This is a genomic window from Mangrovimonas futianensis, assembly GCF_021245805.1.
Lineage (GTDB): Bacteria > Bacteroidota > Bacteroidia > Flavobacteriales > Flavobacteriaceae > Mangrovimonas > Mangrovimonas futianensis.
On record NZ_JAJJNF010000008.1, the window covers coordinates 40,314 to 57,167 of the forward strand.

The following is a 16,854-nucleotide window of genomic DNA, read 5'->3' on the forward strand; positions in this document are numbered from 1 at the left end:
CGTAATTTAGAATTTCCTAACTTCTCTATATTTCGAGAATATGCTAACATCCCTAGCCATAAAAAATTATGCGTTAATTGACCACTTACAGGTTCAATTCAATCAAGGACTTACCATCATAACCGGTGAAACCGGAGCCGGTAAATCCATCCTATTAGGAGGTTTGTCCCTTATTTTAGGAAAGCGTGCAGATTTATCTTCACTTAAGGATTCTGAAAAGAAATGCATTATTGAGGCTGTTTTTGATGTGAAACATTATGATTTGGCAGATTTATTCAAGGAAGAAGACCTAGACTATGAGCCTCAAACTATTATCAGAAGGGAAATTTTGCCTTCTGGTAAATCTAGAGCATTTGTCAACGACTCACCTGTAAATTTATCCAGTTTACAGGCGTTAAGCAAACGATTAATTGATATTCATTCGCAACATGAAACGGTTCAAATAACCGAGGATGATTTTCAATTTCAGATTATTGATGCTTTAGCAGCTAATGGATCTAGAGTAAGTACTTATAAAGACTTGCTTAGAGAGTTTCGATCGCTTCAAAGTAATTTAGACAGGTTGCTTAAGCAAAAAGCAGAGGCTATAAAAGAGTATGATTACCATGCTTTTTTATTGAATGAGTTGGAGGAAGCCAAACTAGACAGTGAAGATTTGGAAGCTTTGGAGGAAGAATATGAAATGCTGAACAATGTTGAGGAAATTCAGGAAAAACTAGCGCATTCGGTAAGCTTATTGAGTGAAGAAGAAATCGGGGTTTTAAAATCTTTAACCGAACTTAAAAACCAATTTCAAGGTTTGTCAGGATTTGGTTCTAAATACCAAGACTTGTACGGACGTATCAATAGCGCATTAATTGAATTGGATGACGTTTTCTCGGAAGTAGAAAATTTGAAGGATGGGGTGGAAACAGATCCTAACAGATTAGAATTTGTCAATGGCAGGCTACAGGTCATTAATAATTTGTTTACAAAACACCTAGTAGATTCGATACCAGAACTGCTTACAATCAAACAAGAGTTGGGAGAGAAGGTTTCTAAGACCGAAAATTTAGACGAAGAAATTTCTGAATTGGAAAACAAGATCCTTCTCAAAGAAAAGGCTCTTAATCAAGCAGCTAAAGAAATTCATGAAAACAGACAAAAAGTAATACCTTCCTTGATACAGCAATTGAAAGATATTTTGTCTCAGTTGGGAATGCCCAATGCGCAATTTAAAATAGAATTACAGCTTGTCAACCAATTTCTCCAAAACGGAAAAGACCAAATAGCCTTTTTGTTTGTGGCTAACAAAGGAGGGAACTTTAATGAGCTTAAAAAAGCGGCGTCAGGAGGAGAGTTATCACGAATTATGTTGGCTGTGAAGGCCATTTTATCTAATTACGTTCAATTACCTACCATCATGTTTGATGAGATAGATACGGGTGTATCAGGCGAGATTTCGCATAAAATGGGACAAATTATGTTGGATATGAGTAAAAACATGCAGGTTTTTGCAATTACCCACTTACCTCAAATCGCAGCAAAAGGGCATAGTCATTTTAAAGTGTACAAGGAAGATAAGGAGGATGTTACAGAAACCAACCTGGTTAAATTAAACCATGACGAACGAATTATTGAGATTGCCCAAATGCTGGGAGGGGTTGAAATTTCAAATTCAGCCATTGCTCATGCCAAACAATTATTGAATTAATACTATCTTTGAATTTTAAAACCATCGTAATAATAAGAATATGTCGTACAATTTATTAAAAGGTAAAAAAGGAATCATTTTTGGAGCTTTAGATGAAAACTCTATTGCATGGAAAACGGCAGAAAGAGTTCATGAAGAAGGAGGGACTTTCGTGCTTACCAATGCGCCAATTGCCATGAGAATGGGGCAAATAAAAGACTTGGCAGAAAAAACAGGCTCTGAAATTATTCCAGCCGATGCCACATCTGTGGAAGACCTTGACAATTTGGTTGAAAAATCCATGGAAATTTTAGGCGGAAAAATAGACTTTGTACTTCATTCAATTGGGATGTCCATTAACGTGAGAAAGGGGAGACACTATACAGATCAAAATTATGAATGGACTCAAAAAGGAACAGACGTTTCTGCGATGTCCTTTCACAAAGTCATGCAATCTTTATACAAGGCTGATGCCATGAATGAGTGGGGAAGTATTGTAGCCCTCACCTATATGGCGGCACAGAGAGTGTTTCCAGATTATAATGACATGGCAGATAACAAGGCGTATTTAGAAAGTATCGCTAGAAGTTTTGGGTATTTCTTTGGTAAAGAGAAAAAAGTAAGAGTCAATACCATTTCACAATCACCTACACCAACCACAGCCGGACAAGGTGTCAAGGGCTTTGATGGGTTTATCAATTATGCTGATAAGATGTCGCCTTTAGGAAACGCAAGTGCATTGGATTGTGCTAATTATACGGTTTCTTTATTTAGTGATTTAACTAAGATGGTGACTTTACAAAACTTATTCCATGATGGAGGCTTTAGTAACATGGGAGTGAGCCAGGAAGTTATGGAGGCTTTTGCTCCAGAAGAATAAAGTAAAATATTTAGTTTCAATAAATTAAAGGTGTCCAATGGGCGCCTTTTTTTGTAGGGTAATTCGTCGTTTAAATTATGGGTTTTATCGATTTGATAGGATTGTTCACTATTGTTCAAAGTGTTATGCTTAATTTGAAAGCTTAACTATTTATTAATCTATTAAAAACTTATTATGCGAAAAATTACGTTTTTATGTTTTATTGTTTTATTGGCCTTTATGGGGTCAATACACGCCCAAAGCACCATTAATATTACAACATCTGGTGGGAGCTGGACGGGTGAAAAGTGGGTAAGTATAACCACTGAAATAAATGGAGGTGGTACTCAAATTTGGGGTCAAGGAAATGGTACTCAATGTGATGGAGCTGGCCTAATTAATGTTGATATTGAGATCGATCCAGGAACCTATTTTGTTAATTGCTATGATCAGTATGATGATGGCTGGGATGGAACTCTTATCACCGTTACCGCTTATGGTGATGTTATAGGAAATAATGGAGGGGAATCTCCAGATGATGGTGAGGATACAGATTCATCAACTAGTTGTGAGGGAACACCAGAAGAATTGGAAGCTTCATTTCAAATTATTGTACCAGAAGCACCAAGTTGTTTGATGCCTTCTGGTTTAACAGCTTCAGAAATAACCACTTCATCAGCAATATTATCTTGGACTGAGGAAGGAACTGCTTCAATTTACAATGTAGAAGTGGTAGAAGCTGGAGTAACTCCAACAGAAAACCCAACCGATTCCGGTGTGGCTATCGGGTTTACCAAAACAGGTTTAAGTGTATATACGGAATATGAGTACTATGTGCAAGCCGATTGTGAGGGTAACGGAACTAGTGATTGGGTAGGCCCATATTCGTTTACGACACTTCCAACGCCACCAGCAAATGATGAATGTTCTGATGCTGTTTCTTTAACAGTCAATCCCGACTATGATTGTGCAGTTGTTACTAACGGGACAATATTAGGAGCAACAGATTCTGGAGTTGATAATTGTGGTGGCACACCAGACGATGATGTTTGGTATAGCTTTGTGGCGACTGATGAAGTTCATATGGTATCTTTAATTAATATTTCGGGATCAACAGTTGATATGTACCATGCTATTTATGACGGTTCTTCTGGTTGTGGTTCTTTAGGGGAACCTTTGGAATGCAATGATGGTGATTCTTCTGAATTGGATGGACTTACCCCTGGAAATACCTATTACGTTCAAGTTTTTACTTGGACAGCGACTGGAGGCCAGACTTCTGTTTTTGATATATGTGTTGGAACATTGCCTTGTTTGGAAGGTGAGGCCACTGGAACAATTGTATCTGATTGCGATAACACACAATTCTCTATTGATGTTGAAGTGACGAATCAAGAGGATATTACTGATTTAACCGATGGAACCACTACAATTGAAGTAACTGGTGAAGGAACTTATACTTTCGGACCTTATGCTAGTGGCACTACCGTAAACATCGAAGCGCTTCATACAGATGATTATTGCGATTTTGAGGTGGATGAGTTTTATTTTCAATGCCCAGAGGAAATTATCTGTGGAACTACCTTAAGTGAAACTTATTGCTATGAAAATAATGAAAGTGTGGTTTTTAGTTACACTTCAAGTGATGGTGTTAGTCCTTTGTTAATTGAATTTTCCCAAGGGACATTAGAATATGATTCTTGGTGGGGAGATACTTTCGATGATTTGGTAATTTATGATGGTTCTGATAATTCGGGGATTGTTTTATTTAATAGTGATATAGATGGTGATGATTTGACGGGACTAAGTTTCCAGGCTAATTCAGGAAGTATTTATATGGAATTTGAATCTGATGGTACAGGATCATGTGGTGAAGGCACGGAAACATCTTGGGCGTATGATATATCTTGTGTGTCTTGTGTCCCTGCAGATGTCATAGCAGGGGTGGTTCCTAACTGTGATTCAGATGAATTTTTTGTAGAAATTGGAATTGCAACGGTTGATGATTTTGGTGACTTAGTAACCCTTACTGATGGTGCAGGTCAATCTGAAACAGTCAGTACCTCACAGCAATTATATATTTTTGGTCCTTACCCTAATGGTACAGAAGTGACTATTACCGCAGAACACTCAGATGCTGCCTGTGATTTTGAAGTAGGTACTTGGGAATTTTATTGCCCTCCTGCAAATGATGATTGTGAAGGGGCAGAAATGCTTACGGTAGGACCTTCAGTTGAAGCCTATCCAGTGGATGGGACAGTTCTTGGAGCAACTGAAGATGCAGAGCCAAATGATTGTGGGTTGAATGGTCCTGGTGTATGGTACGCAGTTGTTGTACCAGCGAATGGAAGTGTCAATATTGAAACAGCTACAGATTCAAATGGAACGACCGGATTTGATTCTGTAATTGAAGCATTTTCTGGGTCTTGTGGTTCACTGACATCGATTGATTGTGATGATGACGGTGCCGCTACTGGAAACTATTCGCTTCTTGAATTGAATGACCTGACACCTGGTGAAACGATTTACGTAAGAGTTTGGGAGTATGGAGGAAATGAAACAGAACCTTTTTCAATTTCTGCATATAATGAAACCCTATCAACTCAAGATTTTGATACCCAAGAATTGTTTTCTTATTTCCCTAACCCGGTTGAAAATAGTTTAACCATTAAGGCACAACAATCCATTGAATTGGTTGAGGTGTACAACATGTTAGGGCAAATGGTTGCCAATGAAACACCAAATAACTTGGAAGGTACCATTGATATGAGTGCCCTTGCAGCTGGATCATATTTTGTGAAGGTAACTATTGGAAATAGTTCTGAAACAATTAGAATAGTGAAGAAGTAAAAACTCTGATTTTAATAGAGTTTAATCAATATATAAAAAGGTTGCCCATGGGCAACCTTTTTTGGGTTTTATTATTATTCTAAGTTATTGAATTAAAAATTTTAAAATTTAACGTTAAAAATTAAGATTTATTCTTACATTATGCGCTATAATAAAATAGAAGCATTTCTATTTTTGACCCTATCTGATAACATATATTCTCGTCCTCAAATTACAGCAAATGTTCAATCAGGTTAAATTTATCCGATAAATTCACAATTTTATGCATTTCCTACTAATCAATGTAATCATTAGGATAAATTATTAATAATTTAAAACTGAAATTGAAATATTAAATTATAATTAAATTTTTGTTAATTGTTTTAATGTATTACTTTTCGTTTCTAATTACTCCTATAAAACTTTAATTAATAAGCGTATGAAAAAAATTACATTTTGGCTTTTTGCTTTTATTTTTTGTACAATGACTTGGCAGATGAATGCTCAGGTTTTTGTAAACGAGAATTTCGATTCTGGTACACCTTCGGGTTGGTCAACCTCTTACACCAATACTTCTACACAAGCATGTTCCGGAAATTCTCAAAGGAGAAATCTTTATTCTTGGTCAACTACTGCAGATTTAACGAGCCCTAATTATTTCGGGGCTTCCAATGAGACAGATTTAGGCTTTTCCTTTGATTACAAAATTGTAAATTATTCAGATCAAACAGTAGCTACCTCTGCTGGTTGGGGAACAGCTGAATTTCAGTATTCTTTGGATGATGGTGCCAATTGGACAACAGTATTTACCATTAATGATGATAATCACATTGTAAGTAATGAATGTGCCAATATGGGTGGTGTTATTCCGGCGGCCTCTTTACCAGAAGGATCAGATGTTAAACTGAGAATATATAATGTCTGGGCAACAGGTGATTATTATTTTTATGTGGATAACTTTTTTGCCAGTCAGGAAATTGTATTGCCTCCTAATTGTGATGCAGGTCTTGCTTTTCCAGCTGATGGAGCAGTCAATGCTCCAACTACAGGAGATATTTCCTGGGATGTAGCTACTGGTGCACCGCTTGGTTACAGTTTGACTGTAGGTACAACCTCAAGTGGCTCAGAAGTATTTTCTGGAGATGTTGGCAATGTGACTAGTTATTCTTTGGGAACCTTAGATCCTGCAACGATGTATTATGTCTCTATTGTTCCATATAATGACAATGGTGATGCAACTGAGTGTTCTGAATATTCATTTACAACGGTAGCTATGCCTACCTGTACTGCTAATTTAGTTGCTACACCAGATCCAGAGTGTGGAAACATTGGTTCTACCTCATTGACTTGGGATGCCTTGGATATAGCAGATGGATATTATTTAACCCTTGGAACAACGCCCGGAGGAACTGATATCTATGATAATGAAGATTTAGGTGATGTAACGATGTATTCAGTTCCTGGTGATTTTCAAGATGCAGGAATAACATATTATTGGACCATATTACCTTATAATACAGCAGGTGCAGCTGTTGATTGTGCCGAGGAAACTTATACGACTTCCGAAAATTTATGTTATTGTACTTCTGTTCCAACCAGTGTAGACGGACAGGGAATTACCAACGTTTTATTGGGAGACACAGATTTTCCTATCACCTATGAAGCAGACGGTGCATTTTATGAAGATTTAACTGGTGCCCCAGTTGATGTTTATACAAGTGTCAATACCGTTTTAGAGTTAACAATCAGCACAGGTACTTATAGTTACGGTGCATTTGTTTGGATCGATTACAATGATGATTCAGATTTTGATGATGATGGTGAATTGGTATTTACTCCAGATGATACACCTATGTCAAACAGCTTTTTAGATTTGTCATTTACTATTCCTGCAGACGCTGTTTTGGGAGAGCATAGAATGCGAATTATTATGGATTGGAATGGTAACCAAACTGAAGGACCTTGTTATAGTGGTTCTTATGGGCATTCTGTTGATGTTGATATCAATATAATGGAATCTACCTGTACACCAGGAGTTGCTGAAGGATCTTTAATAGAAGATTGTGATAACAGTCAGTTTTTTGTTGATGTAGAGGTAACAGAAGTTGGGGATATAATTGAATTAACAGATGGAACAACTACCTTATCAGTAACTGAGACAGGTGTGTTTAGCTTTGGACCATATGATGATGCTTCCGAAGCAACCATTTCTGCAGTACATTCAGATGACGTTTGTGACTTTGAAGTAGGGACATTTACAAATACTTGTGGTGCAATTTGTGAAACAGCAATCCCTATTACTGCGTTGCCATATGATACAAATGATGATACAGCTAATTATTTTGATGACTATTCTGGATCTCCAGGAAATTGTAATAGCAGTAGCTATTTAAATGGGGATGATGTGTTTTATCAGTATGATGCTGTTGCAGATAGTAACTTGTTGATTAGTCTCTATGATTTATCCGACAATTATGCAGGGTTATTTGTTTATACTTCTTGTGAAGATATAGGAACGAACTGTATTGCTTCGGTTTCTAATGGTTGGGGTACTGGTGACCTTTCTTTTGAGATGGAGGTTACTGCTGGAACTAGTTATTATTTTGTGATTTCTACTTGGGCTTCTCCTCAAAGTACTGAGTATGGTTTCAGTATTATTGAGTACAATTGTGTGCAAGGTGTGGCTGAAGCTACAGTAGATTCAGATTGTGATAACGATCAATTTTATATAGATGTAGAAGTGTCAGAAGTAGGTGATATGATTCAATTAAATGACGGTACTACTACTTTGGATGTTACAGCTGCTGGCACATATACCTTTGGACCATATGTTAATGGTTCAGAAGTTACTGTATCTGGGGTTCATGAAGATTCTAGCTGTGATTTTGAGGTTGGAACGATTGCTTATTCCTGTCCAATACCAGGTCAAATTTGTGAAACAGCTATAGAAATAGGTGAATTACCATATTTAACCAGCGATGATACTGCAAATTACTTTGATGATTATGAAAATGGTTCAAGTAGCTGTAGTTCTTATTACATGAGTGGAGATGATGTAGTGTATTCCTTCACGCCAGATACAGATGATGTTTACACCATTACTTTAAGCAATTTAGGATCAACATGGTCTGGACTTCATGTTTTAGACGGGTGTCCAAATACTGATCCTACTTGTATAGGATTCGAAGGAAGCTCAAATAGTGATGATAGAATTGTAGAGGTTGAGTTGTTTGCAGGTTCAACGTATTATATTATTGTTTCTACCTGGGCATCTCCTCAGAGCACCACTTATGATTTGAGTATTGAAACAGAATCGCTTTCAGTGCAAGATGTGACCATGGACAATTTATTTGAATTTTACCCTAATCCGGTTTCTGAAACTTTAAATATTAAAGCAAAACAAGTTGTTGAAAAGGTTGAGGTATATAATACTTTGGGTCAAATAGTAATAACTAATTTGCCTAACAATACCAATCCGGTTTTAGATATGAATCAATTAAAATCAGGAACCTATTTTGTTAAAGTATCCATCAACGGTTTGACAGAAACTATTAGAATTGTTAAAAAGTAGATGATTTAGTTTAAAAATTTAAGATTATAATTAAAGCCACCTTCAAAAAGGTGGCTTTTTTTTATAAAAAGTATAAAACCTTATAATTTGCTAGAAGCCAGTTATAAGAGATTTGTTTGCAGTGTTTTATATTTATAATACACCTAGTTTAATACCTGTTTTATTTGTCAATTTTAAATTCCTTTTGATTGCATTCTGTAATTTATTTGGTTAATTCAGTTAAATTTTGTTGATTTGAAAGTATTTTTTCGCATAAATACTATTGATTAATAACTTGATGAGATTATCAATTAAGCATTGATTTTTTCATTTGTTGCCAATTTGAATGCCCAATTGGGCATTCAAATTTTGCATTAATCGAGCAGGGGAAGAGGAAATGAAAAGTAAGAGAGCTTGCGCTTAAAGCTACAATCAACTTATAAAATGGAACTCTGGATTTCTTCAAACCATTGAAGGAATAAGGAATGAGAATAAATAGAATAGAGAGAGTTGCTTTATTTCTCTCTTTTAATTTTTATAATTGGTTCCACTAAAACGATTAGATTCATTTAAGAATAGATGCGTCTACTTAACTAACCAACTATGCAAAAGCCACCCTAATTTTGGGTGGCTTTTTTTATGTGCTTTAACTACATTTGTTTTATGGAATTGCGATTTTCATTTATAATACCCATTTATAACCGGCCCCAAGAACTTGAAGAGTTGTTAATGAGCCTCTGTCAACTGCATGCAAATGCTCCCTTTGAGGTCGTAGTAGTAGAGGATGGGTCAACAATTTCCTCTAAAGAGGTTGTGAATGAATACGCTGAAAAGCTAAATATTTCTTACTATTATAAAGAGAATACAGGCCCCGGCGATTCAAGAAATTATGGAATGAAACGTGCCAAGGGGAATTATTTTCTCATTCTTGATTCAGATTGTATCATACCCAAACATTACTTGGTTGAAGTAGAGAGAAGTTTGGCCGATAGTTTTGTTCATTGTTTTGGAGGGCCTGATGCAGCTCATGATACTTTTTCCAATTTGCAAAAGGCAATTAATTTTTCCATGACGTCTTTTTTGACTACGGGGGGCATTAGAGGTGGAAATGAATCGGTTGATAAGTTTCAACCCAGAAGTTTTAACATGGGATTATCTAAAGAGGCTTTTCAAGCCTGTGGTGGCTTTGGAACCATTCATCCAGGTGAAGATCCTGATTTAACGCTCAGACTATGGAATTTAGGTTATGAAACAAGATTAATACCTTCAGCATTTGTGTATCACAAAAGACGAATCTCATGGAAAAAATTCTACCAACAAGTGAGAAAATTTGGTTTGGTGCGGCCCATTTTGAACCATTGGCACCCCACTTCCAAAAAAATCACCTATTGGTTTCCTAGTCTTTTTGTTTTGGGTTTTATGGTCTCATTAATTTTAGTGATTTTTAAAATCTATTGGCTGTTCTTTTGTTATATGGCTTATCTTGGAATAGGTTTTGCGATAAGTTTGTGGAATAACAAAAGCTTTACTGTAGCCATATTGAGTGTCCCCGCAATTCTTGTTCAGTTTGTGGGATATGGTTTCGGTTTTTTGGAATCCACAATTAAAATTGGTTTCTTGAAAAGAAATCCGGAGAAAAGTTTCCCTAAATTATTTTTTAAACATTAATGGTTGCCTACTTAAAATCTAAAATATTATCATCTTTTAAGAGTAAAAAAATAAATGTGTTTTTATTGTTTTTACTTTTTTCATTTATTGTTTTGGTGTTTCTGAAACTCTCTAGCGTTTATACCAAAACCATTAGATTTCAAGTAAACCGTTTAAATGTTCCTGAGAACCATGTCATATTAAACAATAATAATCAAGTATTAAATTTATCAGTAAGAACTAGCGGATTTAACTTGTTGAAGTACTATTACAAGAACCCGCAAATTGACATCGACTTTAAACGCAATCTATTTATTAAAGACAGTACTTATTATTGGATTCAGAGTAAAGGTTTTTCAGCTATTAATGATCAATTTGCTAAGGATGTAGAGATTATTAGCATGACGCCAGATACTTTAAAGTTTCGATTTGATGTTAATGCTGTAAAGAAAGTGCCAATACAATCAGAAGTTCATTTAAATTTTCAACCTGGTTACGATTTGTTGAAAGATATCAGTATTGAGCCCGATAGTATCAAAATAATCGGCCCCGAAATGTTGGTTTCAAAAATTAAATCCATTAAAACAGATTCTTTAGTGATCAACAATATTCAAGCTGATATTCATCAAGAGGTGACATTAAAATTACCTGACAATAAAGAGGAAAATTTGGTTTTTTCTCATAGCAAAGTTTTAATAGAGGGACGTGTGGAGAAATTTACAGAAGGACAAATAAAATTGCCTGTAAATGTCATTAATGTGCCACAGGATATTAATTTGAAATATTTCCCTAGAAAAATATCAGTTACATATTCCTCTAGTTTGTCTAACTTTAATTCCATTAAGGCTGGAGATTTTAAGGTTGTTTGTGATTTTGACAAGGTAGTGGAAGGTACCAATTACTTGGTTCCAGAAATTGTGCAAAAGTCAGACCATGCAAGACATGTGAAAATGTCGAAACAACCTATTGAATTTATTATTTTAAAATGATGATTGTAGGATTGACAGGTGGTATTGGATCTGGGAAAACTACCGTTGCTAAGATGTTTCAGGAGTTTGATATACCCGTTTATATAGCCGATGATGAGGCTAAAAAACTAATGGTGACATCCAAATTTATAAAGAGGAAGTTGATAGCCTTATTTGGAGATAAGGTGTATGTTCAGGGTCAGTTAAATAAACCTTTGATTTCCCATGCTATTTTTAATGATAAGGAAAAGTTGAAACAAATGAATGCCATCGTTCATCCGCGTGTTGGTCAACATTTTGATCGTTGGGTAAAAAAGCAAAACACTCCTTATGTTTTGAAGGAATCAGCTATTTTATTTGAAAGTGGTGGAGCTGATCAATGTGATTTAATAGTTACCGTGACAGCACCAAAAGAAATTAGAATTGAAAGAGTGCTAGAGCGAGATGACTCCTCAAAAGAGAAGGTTGAGTCTATTATGGCCAATCAACTTGGAGAAAAAGAAAAAATAGCGAAATCGAATTTCGTAATCCACAATTTAAATCTGGAAGAAACCCAAAAACAAGTTCGCGAAATTCATCTGAAAATTCTTCAAAAAGTAGGATGAACCTTGCATTTTAACATTTTTGTTAATGTAAGGTTAAAGGGACAGTTGCCTAAATGTTAAAATGTTAAATTTGAACGATGAGCAAGAAGATATTCATCGTACTAATCCTGCTAATGAGCTTATCCCTTGTGGGAATTATCTTTGTGCAGGCCTATTACATTAATAATTCCATAGTCAACGAGGAAAAGCAGTTTACTTTTAATGTAAAAAAAGCTTTAAGTTATACTTCGAGGGCCATTGAAAACAGGGAGTATAAGGAGCATATTAACAAGCTTCAACAACTGGAATCGGAAGGATTTGTGGTTGATACTACTGGATATCAGGAATTATTTTTGAAATTGGAAGGCGATAATAATAGTGAGCCCATCATTTATAGAAATAGTATTTTAGAAGAGAACTACAAGTTATCTTCATCGATCTTTGACATAGGTTTAGACAGTATTACCATAAAACGGGTTTTAAGTAATAGAAGTACCAACAAAGTGGTTCAATCCAGTTTGTTAGAACCTCGAACCGATGGAAGTTTTAGGGGAAGTTTGCTTAGGGCAGGTGAGTTAACTAGGGCTAAAGAAGTCTTTTATGATGAATCATATAGAGATTTAGCTTTTAGGACACCTATCTACAAAAGAGTATCTGAAGAAGAAATAGAAAATCTTTTAACCAAAAAACTGAAAGAAGATAACATCAATTTAGGATTTCAGTTTGCTATTTATAGTAATGATTTAGCAACAAAGGTTCAAAGTGACAATTTTGAGTTGGATAAGGCCACAACCTTTGGGGTGACCATTTTTGAAAACGAAAATGATTTTAATCATTATAAATTGTTGGTGAATTTTCCTAGTAGGAATTTGTTTTTACAATCGTCAATTATAAAAATGACATTGTTATCCATCATCTTTACTTCGATTATCATTATTGCCTATACGAGTGCCTTAATGCAATTATTCAAGCAGCGTAAAATTTCTGAAATCAAAACAGATTTCATCAATAATATGACGCATGAATTCAAAACACCTATCGCTACTATTAACTTGGCTTTGGATGCGATAAGAAATCCAAAGGTAATTGAAGATACAGATAAGGTGATGCGTTATTTAAATATGATTAAAGATGAAAATAAACGCATGCATGCCCAGGTTGAAAACGTGTTGAGGATTTCAAGGTTAGAGCGTAATGAACTTAATATAAGTAAGGAAAGGGTTGATTTACATGAGCTAATTGAAGATGCCATTACACATGTAGAACTACTTGTTGAAGATAGGCAGGGTTTTATCCAATTACATTTAGATGCTGAACAAAATTCAGTTTTAGCTAATGAAAGCCATTTTACCAATGTAATTGTAAATATTTTGGATAATGCCGTAAAATATACACCAGAGGGTCAACCTCCTAAAATTGATGTTTCGACAGAGAATGTTGGAACAAATATTTTATTGAGAATTAAAGATCAAGGAAGTGGTATGAGTAAAGCAGCTCAAAAAAGAGTGTTTGAAAAGTTTTATAGGGAACATACTGGTGATAGGCATGACGTGAAAGGTCATGGTTTAGGTTTGGCCTATGTAAAAAGAATCGTAGATGACCATCAAGGTCATATTTCTGTAGAAAGTGAAAAAGACAAAGGAAGTACCTTCATTATTAGGCTTCCATTAATATCATAAAGCTATGAGTGACGCACAACAAAAGAAGATTTTATTAGTAGAAGATGATCCTAATTTTGGAACTATTCTTAAGGATTATTTAATGATGAATGATTATCAAGTTACCCATGCCAAAAATGGAATGGAGGGCTTTGAAAAATTCAAGAAAGACGACTTTGATTTATGTATCTTGGATGTCATGATGCCTTATAAAGATGGTTTCACATTGGCAAAGGAGATTAGGGATAAAAATTCGGATGTACCAATTATATTCCTAACTGCTAAGGCCATGAAAGAAGATGTCTTAAAAGGATATAAGGTGGGAGCAGATGACTATCTTAACAAGCCTTTTGATAGCGAGGTCCTGTTAATGAAAATAAAGGCTATTATGCAACGTAAAGCAACAGAAACGGTTGCAGATAGCAAACAATTTGAATTCCAAATAGGAAAGTTCCATTTGAACTCAAAATTAAGGTTCTTAACCTATGATGGCGGGGAGCAAATTAAATTATCTCCCAAAGAAAATGAATTATTGAGATTGCTTGCTCTTCATGAAAATGATTTAATGCCTAGGGAATTGGCCTTGACAAAAATATGGCGTGACGATAATTATTTTACTTCTAGAAGTATGGATGTCTATATCGCTAAGTTGAGAAAATATTTGAAACTAGATGAAAATGTTGAAATACTTAACATACATGGAGAAGGATTTAGGTTGGTTGTAAACCAAAGTGCTTAAAATCCTAGACCTATACAATAAAAAAAGTCCAGCTATTAGCTGGACTTTTTTTATTAATATTTATTGATATCATTCATATTCAAACCTGAAAGAAAATCACTTTCTCCAATGGTCTGCCCTTTGGACGAGTCATAATCCACAAGAATTTTCCATAGACCATTTTCTTGAATTAAAATCACATGAAATTTTCCATAATAGGAGGCTTCTTCACTCGTGTTTGGATTTAATGTAAGCTTGTATATTCCTATTTCAGATCCGGTTTTGGCATTATTGATTCGTTCAAAAAACCGGAATGAAATGGTTTGGTTTCTGCTAGATTGTGACCATCTCCTTTGATATCCGGACAAATAGTCTTCAAATTTCATAATTCGCTTGCCATCAGCATTAACTCGTATTAATTCTTTACTGTGGATGCTTTTAAAGAGATTTAAATCTTTTGTTTCAAATGCTTTGGTAAACGGAATCCAAATTTGTTTGTTGATATTTTCCAGTTCAGATTGGTTCTGGGTAAACCCATTAACCGAAAATATAAAAAGAAATATAAGTAGATTAACTGATTTCATGATTGTTTAATTTGTTGTCAATGGTATTAACAATTTCATGAAGAGGTGTTTCGTAGTCAAACCAAATAGTGGATTCATTTTTCTTAAACCAAGTTAGTTGTCGTTTTGCAAATCGTCTTGAATTTTTTTTGATTTCAGAAATGGCGAATTCTTTAGTCCAAGCTCCTTCTAAAAAAATGAATAGTTCTTTGTAGCCAACGGTATTTAAGGCATTTAAATGCTTTTTAGATTCTAGAGATTTTACTTCCTCCAAAAGCCCTAAGCTCATCATAAGGTCTACCCGTTGGTTGATTCGGTCATAGATGATGTTTCGATCTGCAGTTAGTCCAACGTGAATGGTTTTAAATGGTCTTTTGGACTCTTTTTTATTTAAAAATGATGAGTATGGTTTGTTGGTTCCTAAACAAATCTCTAAGGCTCTTATGACTCTATGCGGATTGTCAATGGCTATATTTTGGTAAGATTTTGGGTCAAGTTTTTGAAGTTGCTTTTGAAGGGATTCTAAACCAGATGTTGCTAATTGTTTATTTAAATCCTCTCGAATTTTCGGATCAATATCCGGAAAATTATCTAAACCTTTGGTAACAGCATCTACATATAGACCAGAACCACCAACCATAATGACTATGTTGTATTTATCAAATAAGTTTTCAAGTTTTGATAGGGCATCTCGTTCAAAGCTTCCCACATTGTACTCATCTTCAATGGATATGTGATGGATGAAGTGGTGCTTTGCAGCTTTGAGCTCTTCCTTGGTAGGAGCTGCAGTCCCAATCCTCATTTCCTTAAAAAATTGTCTAGAGTCAGCAGAAATGATTTCTGTGTTATAATACTGTGCCAATTTAATGCTAAGGGAAGTCTTTCCAATAGCCGTAGGGCCAACAATAGAAATTAGGAATTTTCCGTTATGCATCATTAATTAAATAACCGCATTTGTAACAATACTTAGCTTGGTCTTTATGACCTTCAACAGAGCAATTTGGGCATGACTGCGAATTGATATCAATTTTAGTATGCTTTTTACTTTCTAAATTAGAATCCTTCTTATGACTATCTGATTGACTTTTAGCATATTCTGCCGATACTATTCCCGTAGGTACAGCAATGATACCATATCCTAAAATCATAATGACTGCAGCAATAAATTGACCCAAAGGGGTCGTAGGAGCAATATCTCCAAAACCTACTGTTGTTAATGTTACAATGCACCAATAAACACTTTTAGGGATGTTTGTAAAACCGTTTTCTTCGCCTTCTACCAAGTACATAATCGTTCCAAAAATGATGGATAAAATAAGTACGGCATACAAAAAGACTGATATTTTGGCTCTACTTGCTTTAATAGCCATGGTTAACTGGTTGGATGCTCCCAAAAAGCGTGCTAATTTCAGAACTCTAAATATTCTTAATAATCTTAAGGCTCTTAAGGCTACCAATGCATGTGTTCCCGCAAAAATGATCGAGATGTATTTAGGAAGAGTTGATAATAAATCTATAATTCCATAAAAACTAGTTATGTACTTAATAGGTTTTTTAACGGTAATTATCCTGAAAATATACTCGATAGTGAATAGGATCGTAATAATCCATTCAGAGATATTTAAAGCTTGGTGATACTTGGCATCAAAGCTTTTTATGCTTTCAAGCATCACCAATAAAATACTTGCTAGAATGGCAATTAATAGAATAATATCAAACAGTTTCCCTTCAGGGGTATCTGCCTCATAAATGATTTCATGAAGCTTTTCTCGCCAATCAGATTTCTTTTTGGGATTGTTCATATTA

The 16,854-nt window shown here is 35.1% G+C and carries 12 protein-coding genes; 9 read left to right on the forward strand and 3 right to left on the reverse strand.

The genetic code is table 11. From position 1 onward, the window contains the following. Positions 1-40 precede the first annotated feature (40 nt). The 9 genes from recN (at position 41) to LOK78_RS13475 (ending at position 14,506) form a co-directional block, all read left to right on the forward strand. A complete protein-coding gene (recN, locus tag LOK78_RS13435) occupies positions 41-1,693 on the forward strand; it encodes a DNA repair protein RecN (protein WP_232635244.1) in 1,653 nt (550 codons plus the stop codon). A 40-nt stretch (positions 1,694-1,733) separates the two neighbouring features. Further along, on the forward strand, positions 1,734-2,552 hold the full coding sequence (locus LOK78_RS13440) for an enoyl-ACP reductase FabI (RefSeq protein ID WP_232395485.1): 819 nt from the start codon (positions 1,734-1,736) through the stop codon (positions 2,550-2,552). A 174-nt stretch (positions 2,553-2,726) separates the two neighbouring features. Beyond that, positions 2,727-5,381, forward strand: coding sequence for a T9SS type A sorting domain-containing protein (locus LOK78_RS13445; RefSeq protein ID WP_232635245.1), 2,655 nt, complete (start codon positions 2,727-2,729; stop codon positions 5,379-5,381). Between the two features lie 418 nt (positions 5,382-5,799). Continuing rightward, positions 5,800-8,931: a T9SS type A sorting domain-containing protein gene (locus tag LOK78_RS13450; protein WP_232635246.1), complete on the forward strand. Its 3,132-nt coding sequence runs from the start codon at positions 5,800-5,802 to the stop codon at positions 8,929-8,931. 642 nt (positions 8,932-9,573) lie between these two features. Continuing rightward, positions 9,574-10,578 (forward strand): glycosyltransferase family 2 protein, encoded by a 1,005-nt coding sequence (locus tag LOK78_RS13455; RefSeq protein WP_232635247.1) that lies wholly within the window; start codon positions 9,574-9,576, stop codon positions 10,576-10,578. Positions 10,579-10,643: 65 nt separating this feature from the next. After that, positions 10,644-11,546: a CdaR family protein gene (locus tag LOK78_RS13460; RefSeq protein WP_232635248.1), complete on the forward strand. Its 903-nt coding sequence runs from the start codon at positions 10,644-10,646 to the stop codon at positions 11,544-11,546. Continuing rightward, positions 11,543-12,130, forward strand: coding sequence for a dephospho-CoA kinase (gene coaE, locus LOK78_RS13465; protein WP_232635249.1), 588 nt, complete (start codon positions 11,543-11,545; stop codon positions 12,128-12,130). Before LOK78_RS13460 ends, coaE begins: the two co-directional genes overlap by 4 nt. Positions 12,131-12,207: 77 nt before the next feature. Continuing rightward, complete coding sequence (locus LOK78_RS13470; RefSeq protein ID WP_053971902.1) at positions 12,208-13,788, forward strand: sensor histidine kinase; 1,581 nt, start codon at positions 12,208-12,210, stop codon at positions 13,786-13,788. Between the two features lie 4 nt (positions 13,789-13,792). Then, positions 13,793-14,506 carry a response regulator transcription factor gene (locus LOK78_RS13475; protein WP_053971903.1) on the forward strand — a complete coding sequence of 238 codons (714 nt, stop codon included), beginning with the start codon at positions 13,793-13,795 and terminating at the stop codon, positions 14,504-14,506. 53 nt (positions 14,507-14,559) lie between these two features. Here LOK78_RS13475 and LOK78_RS13480 read toward each other — a convergent pair whose 3' ends face one another. From LOK78_RS13480 to LOK78_RS13490, 3 genes are read right to left on the reverse strand one after another with little or no spacing between them, the layout of a single operon-like run. Then, entirely contained in the window at positions 14,560-15,069 is a 510-nt protein-coding gene (locus tag LOK78_RS13480; RefSeq protein ID WP_232635250.1) for a DUF4440 domain-containing protein, read from the reverse strand. Beyond that, positions 15,056-15,985: a tRNA (adenosine(37)-N6)-dimethylallyltransferase MiaA gene (miaA, locus tag LOK78_RS13485; protein WP_232635251.1), complete on the reverse strand. Its 930-nt coding sequence runs from the start codon at positions 15,983-15,985 to the stop codon at positions 15,056-15,058. The genes LOK78_RS13480 and miaA overlap by 14 nt, the downstream gene beginning before the upstream one ends. Next, complete coding sequence (locus LOK78_RS13490) at positions 15,975-16,850, reverse strand: ion transporter (protein ID WP_232635252.1); 876 nt, start codon at positions 16,848-16,850, stop codon at positions 15,975-15,977. The genes miaA and LOK78_RS13490 overlap by 11 nt, the downstream gene beginning before the upstream one ends. Positions 16,851-16,854 lie beyond the last annotated feature (4 nt).

Coding starts and splice junctions, on each gene's coding strand:
- recN (WP_232635244.1), top strand. CDS start 41: ATGCTAACATCCCTAGCCATAAAAAATTATGCGTTAATTGACCACTTA.
- LOK78_RS13440 (WP_232395485.1), top strand. CDS start 1,734: ATGTCGTACAATTTATTAAAAGGTAAAAAAGGAATCATTTTTGGAGCT.
- LOK78_RS13445 (WP_232635245.1), top strand. CDS start 2,727: ATGCGAAAAATTACGTTTTTATGTTTTATTGTTTTATTGGCCTTTATG.
- LOK78_RS13450 (WP_232635246.1), top strand. CDS start 5,800: ATGAAAAAAATTACATTTTGGCTTTTTGCTTTTATTTTTTGTACAATG.
- LOK78_RS13455 (WP_232635247.1), top strand. CDS start 9,574: ATGGAATTGCGATTTTCATTTATAATACCCATTTATAACCGGCCCCAA.
- coaE (WP_232635249.1), top strand. CDS start 11,543: ATGATGATTGTAGGATTGACAGGTGGTATTGGATCTGGGAAAACTACC.
- LOK78_RS13470 (WP_053971902.1), top strand. CDS start 12,208: ATGAGCAAGAAGATATTCATCGTACTAATCCTGCTAATGAGCTTATCC.
- LOK78_RS13475 (WP_053971903.1), top strand. CDS start 13,793: ATGAGTGACGCACAACAAAAGAAGATTTTATTAGTAGAAGATGATCCT.
- LOK78_RS13480 (WP_232635250.1), bottom strand. CDS start 15,069: ATGAAATCAGTTAATCTACTTATATTTCTTTTTATATTTTCGGTTAAT.
- miaA (WP_232635251.1), bottom strand. CDS start 15,985: ATGATGCATAACGGAAAATTCCTAATTTCTATTGTTGGCCCTACGGCT.
- LOK78_RS13490 (WP_232635252.1), bottom strand. CDS start 16,850: ATGAACAATCCCAAAAAGAAATCTGATTGGCGAGAAAAGCTTCATGAA.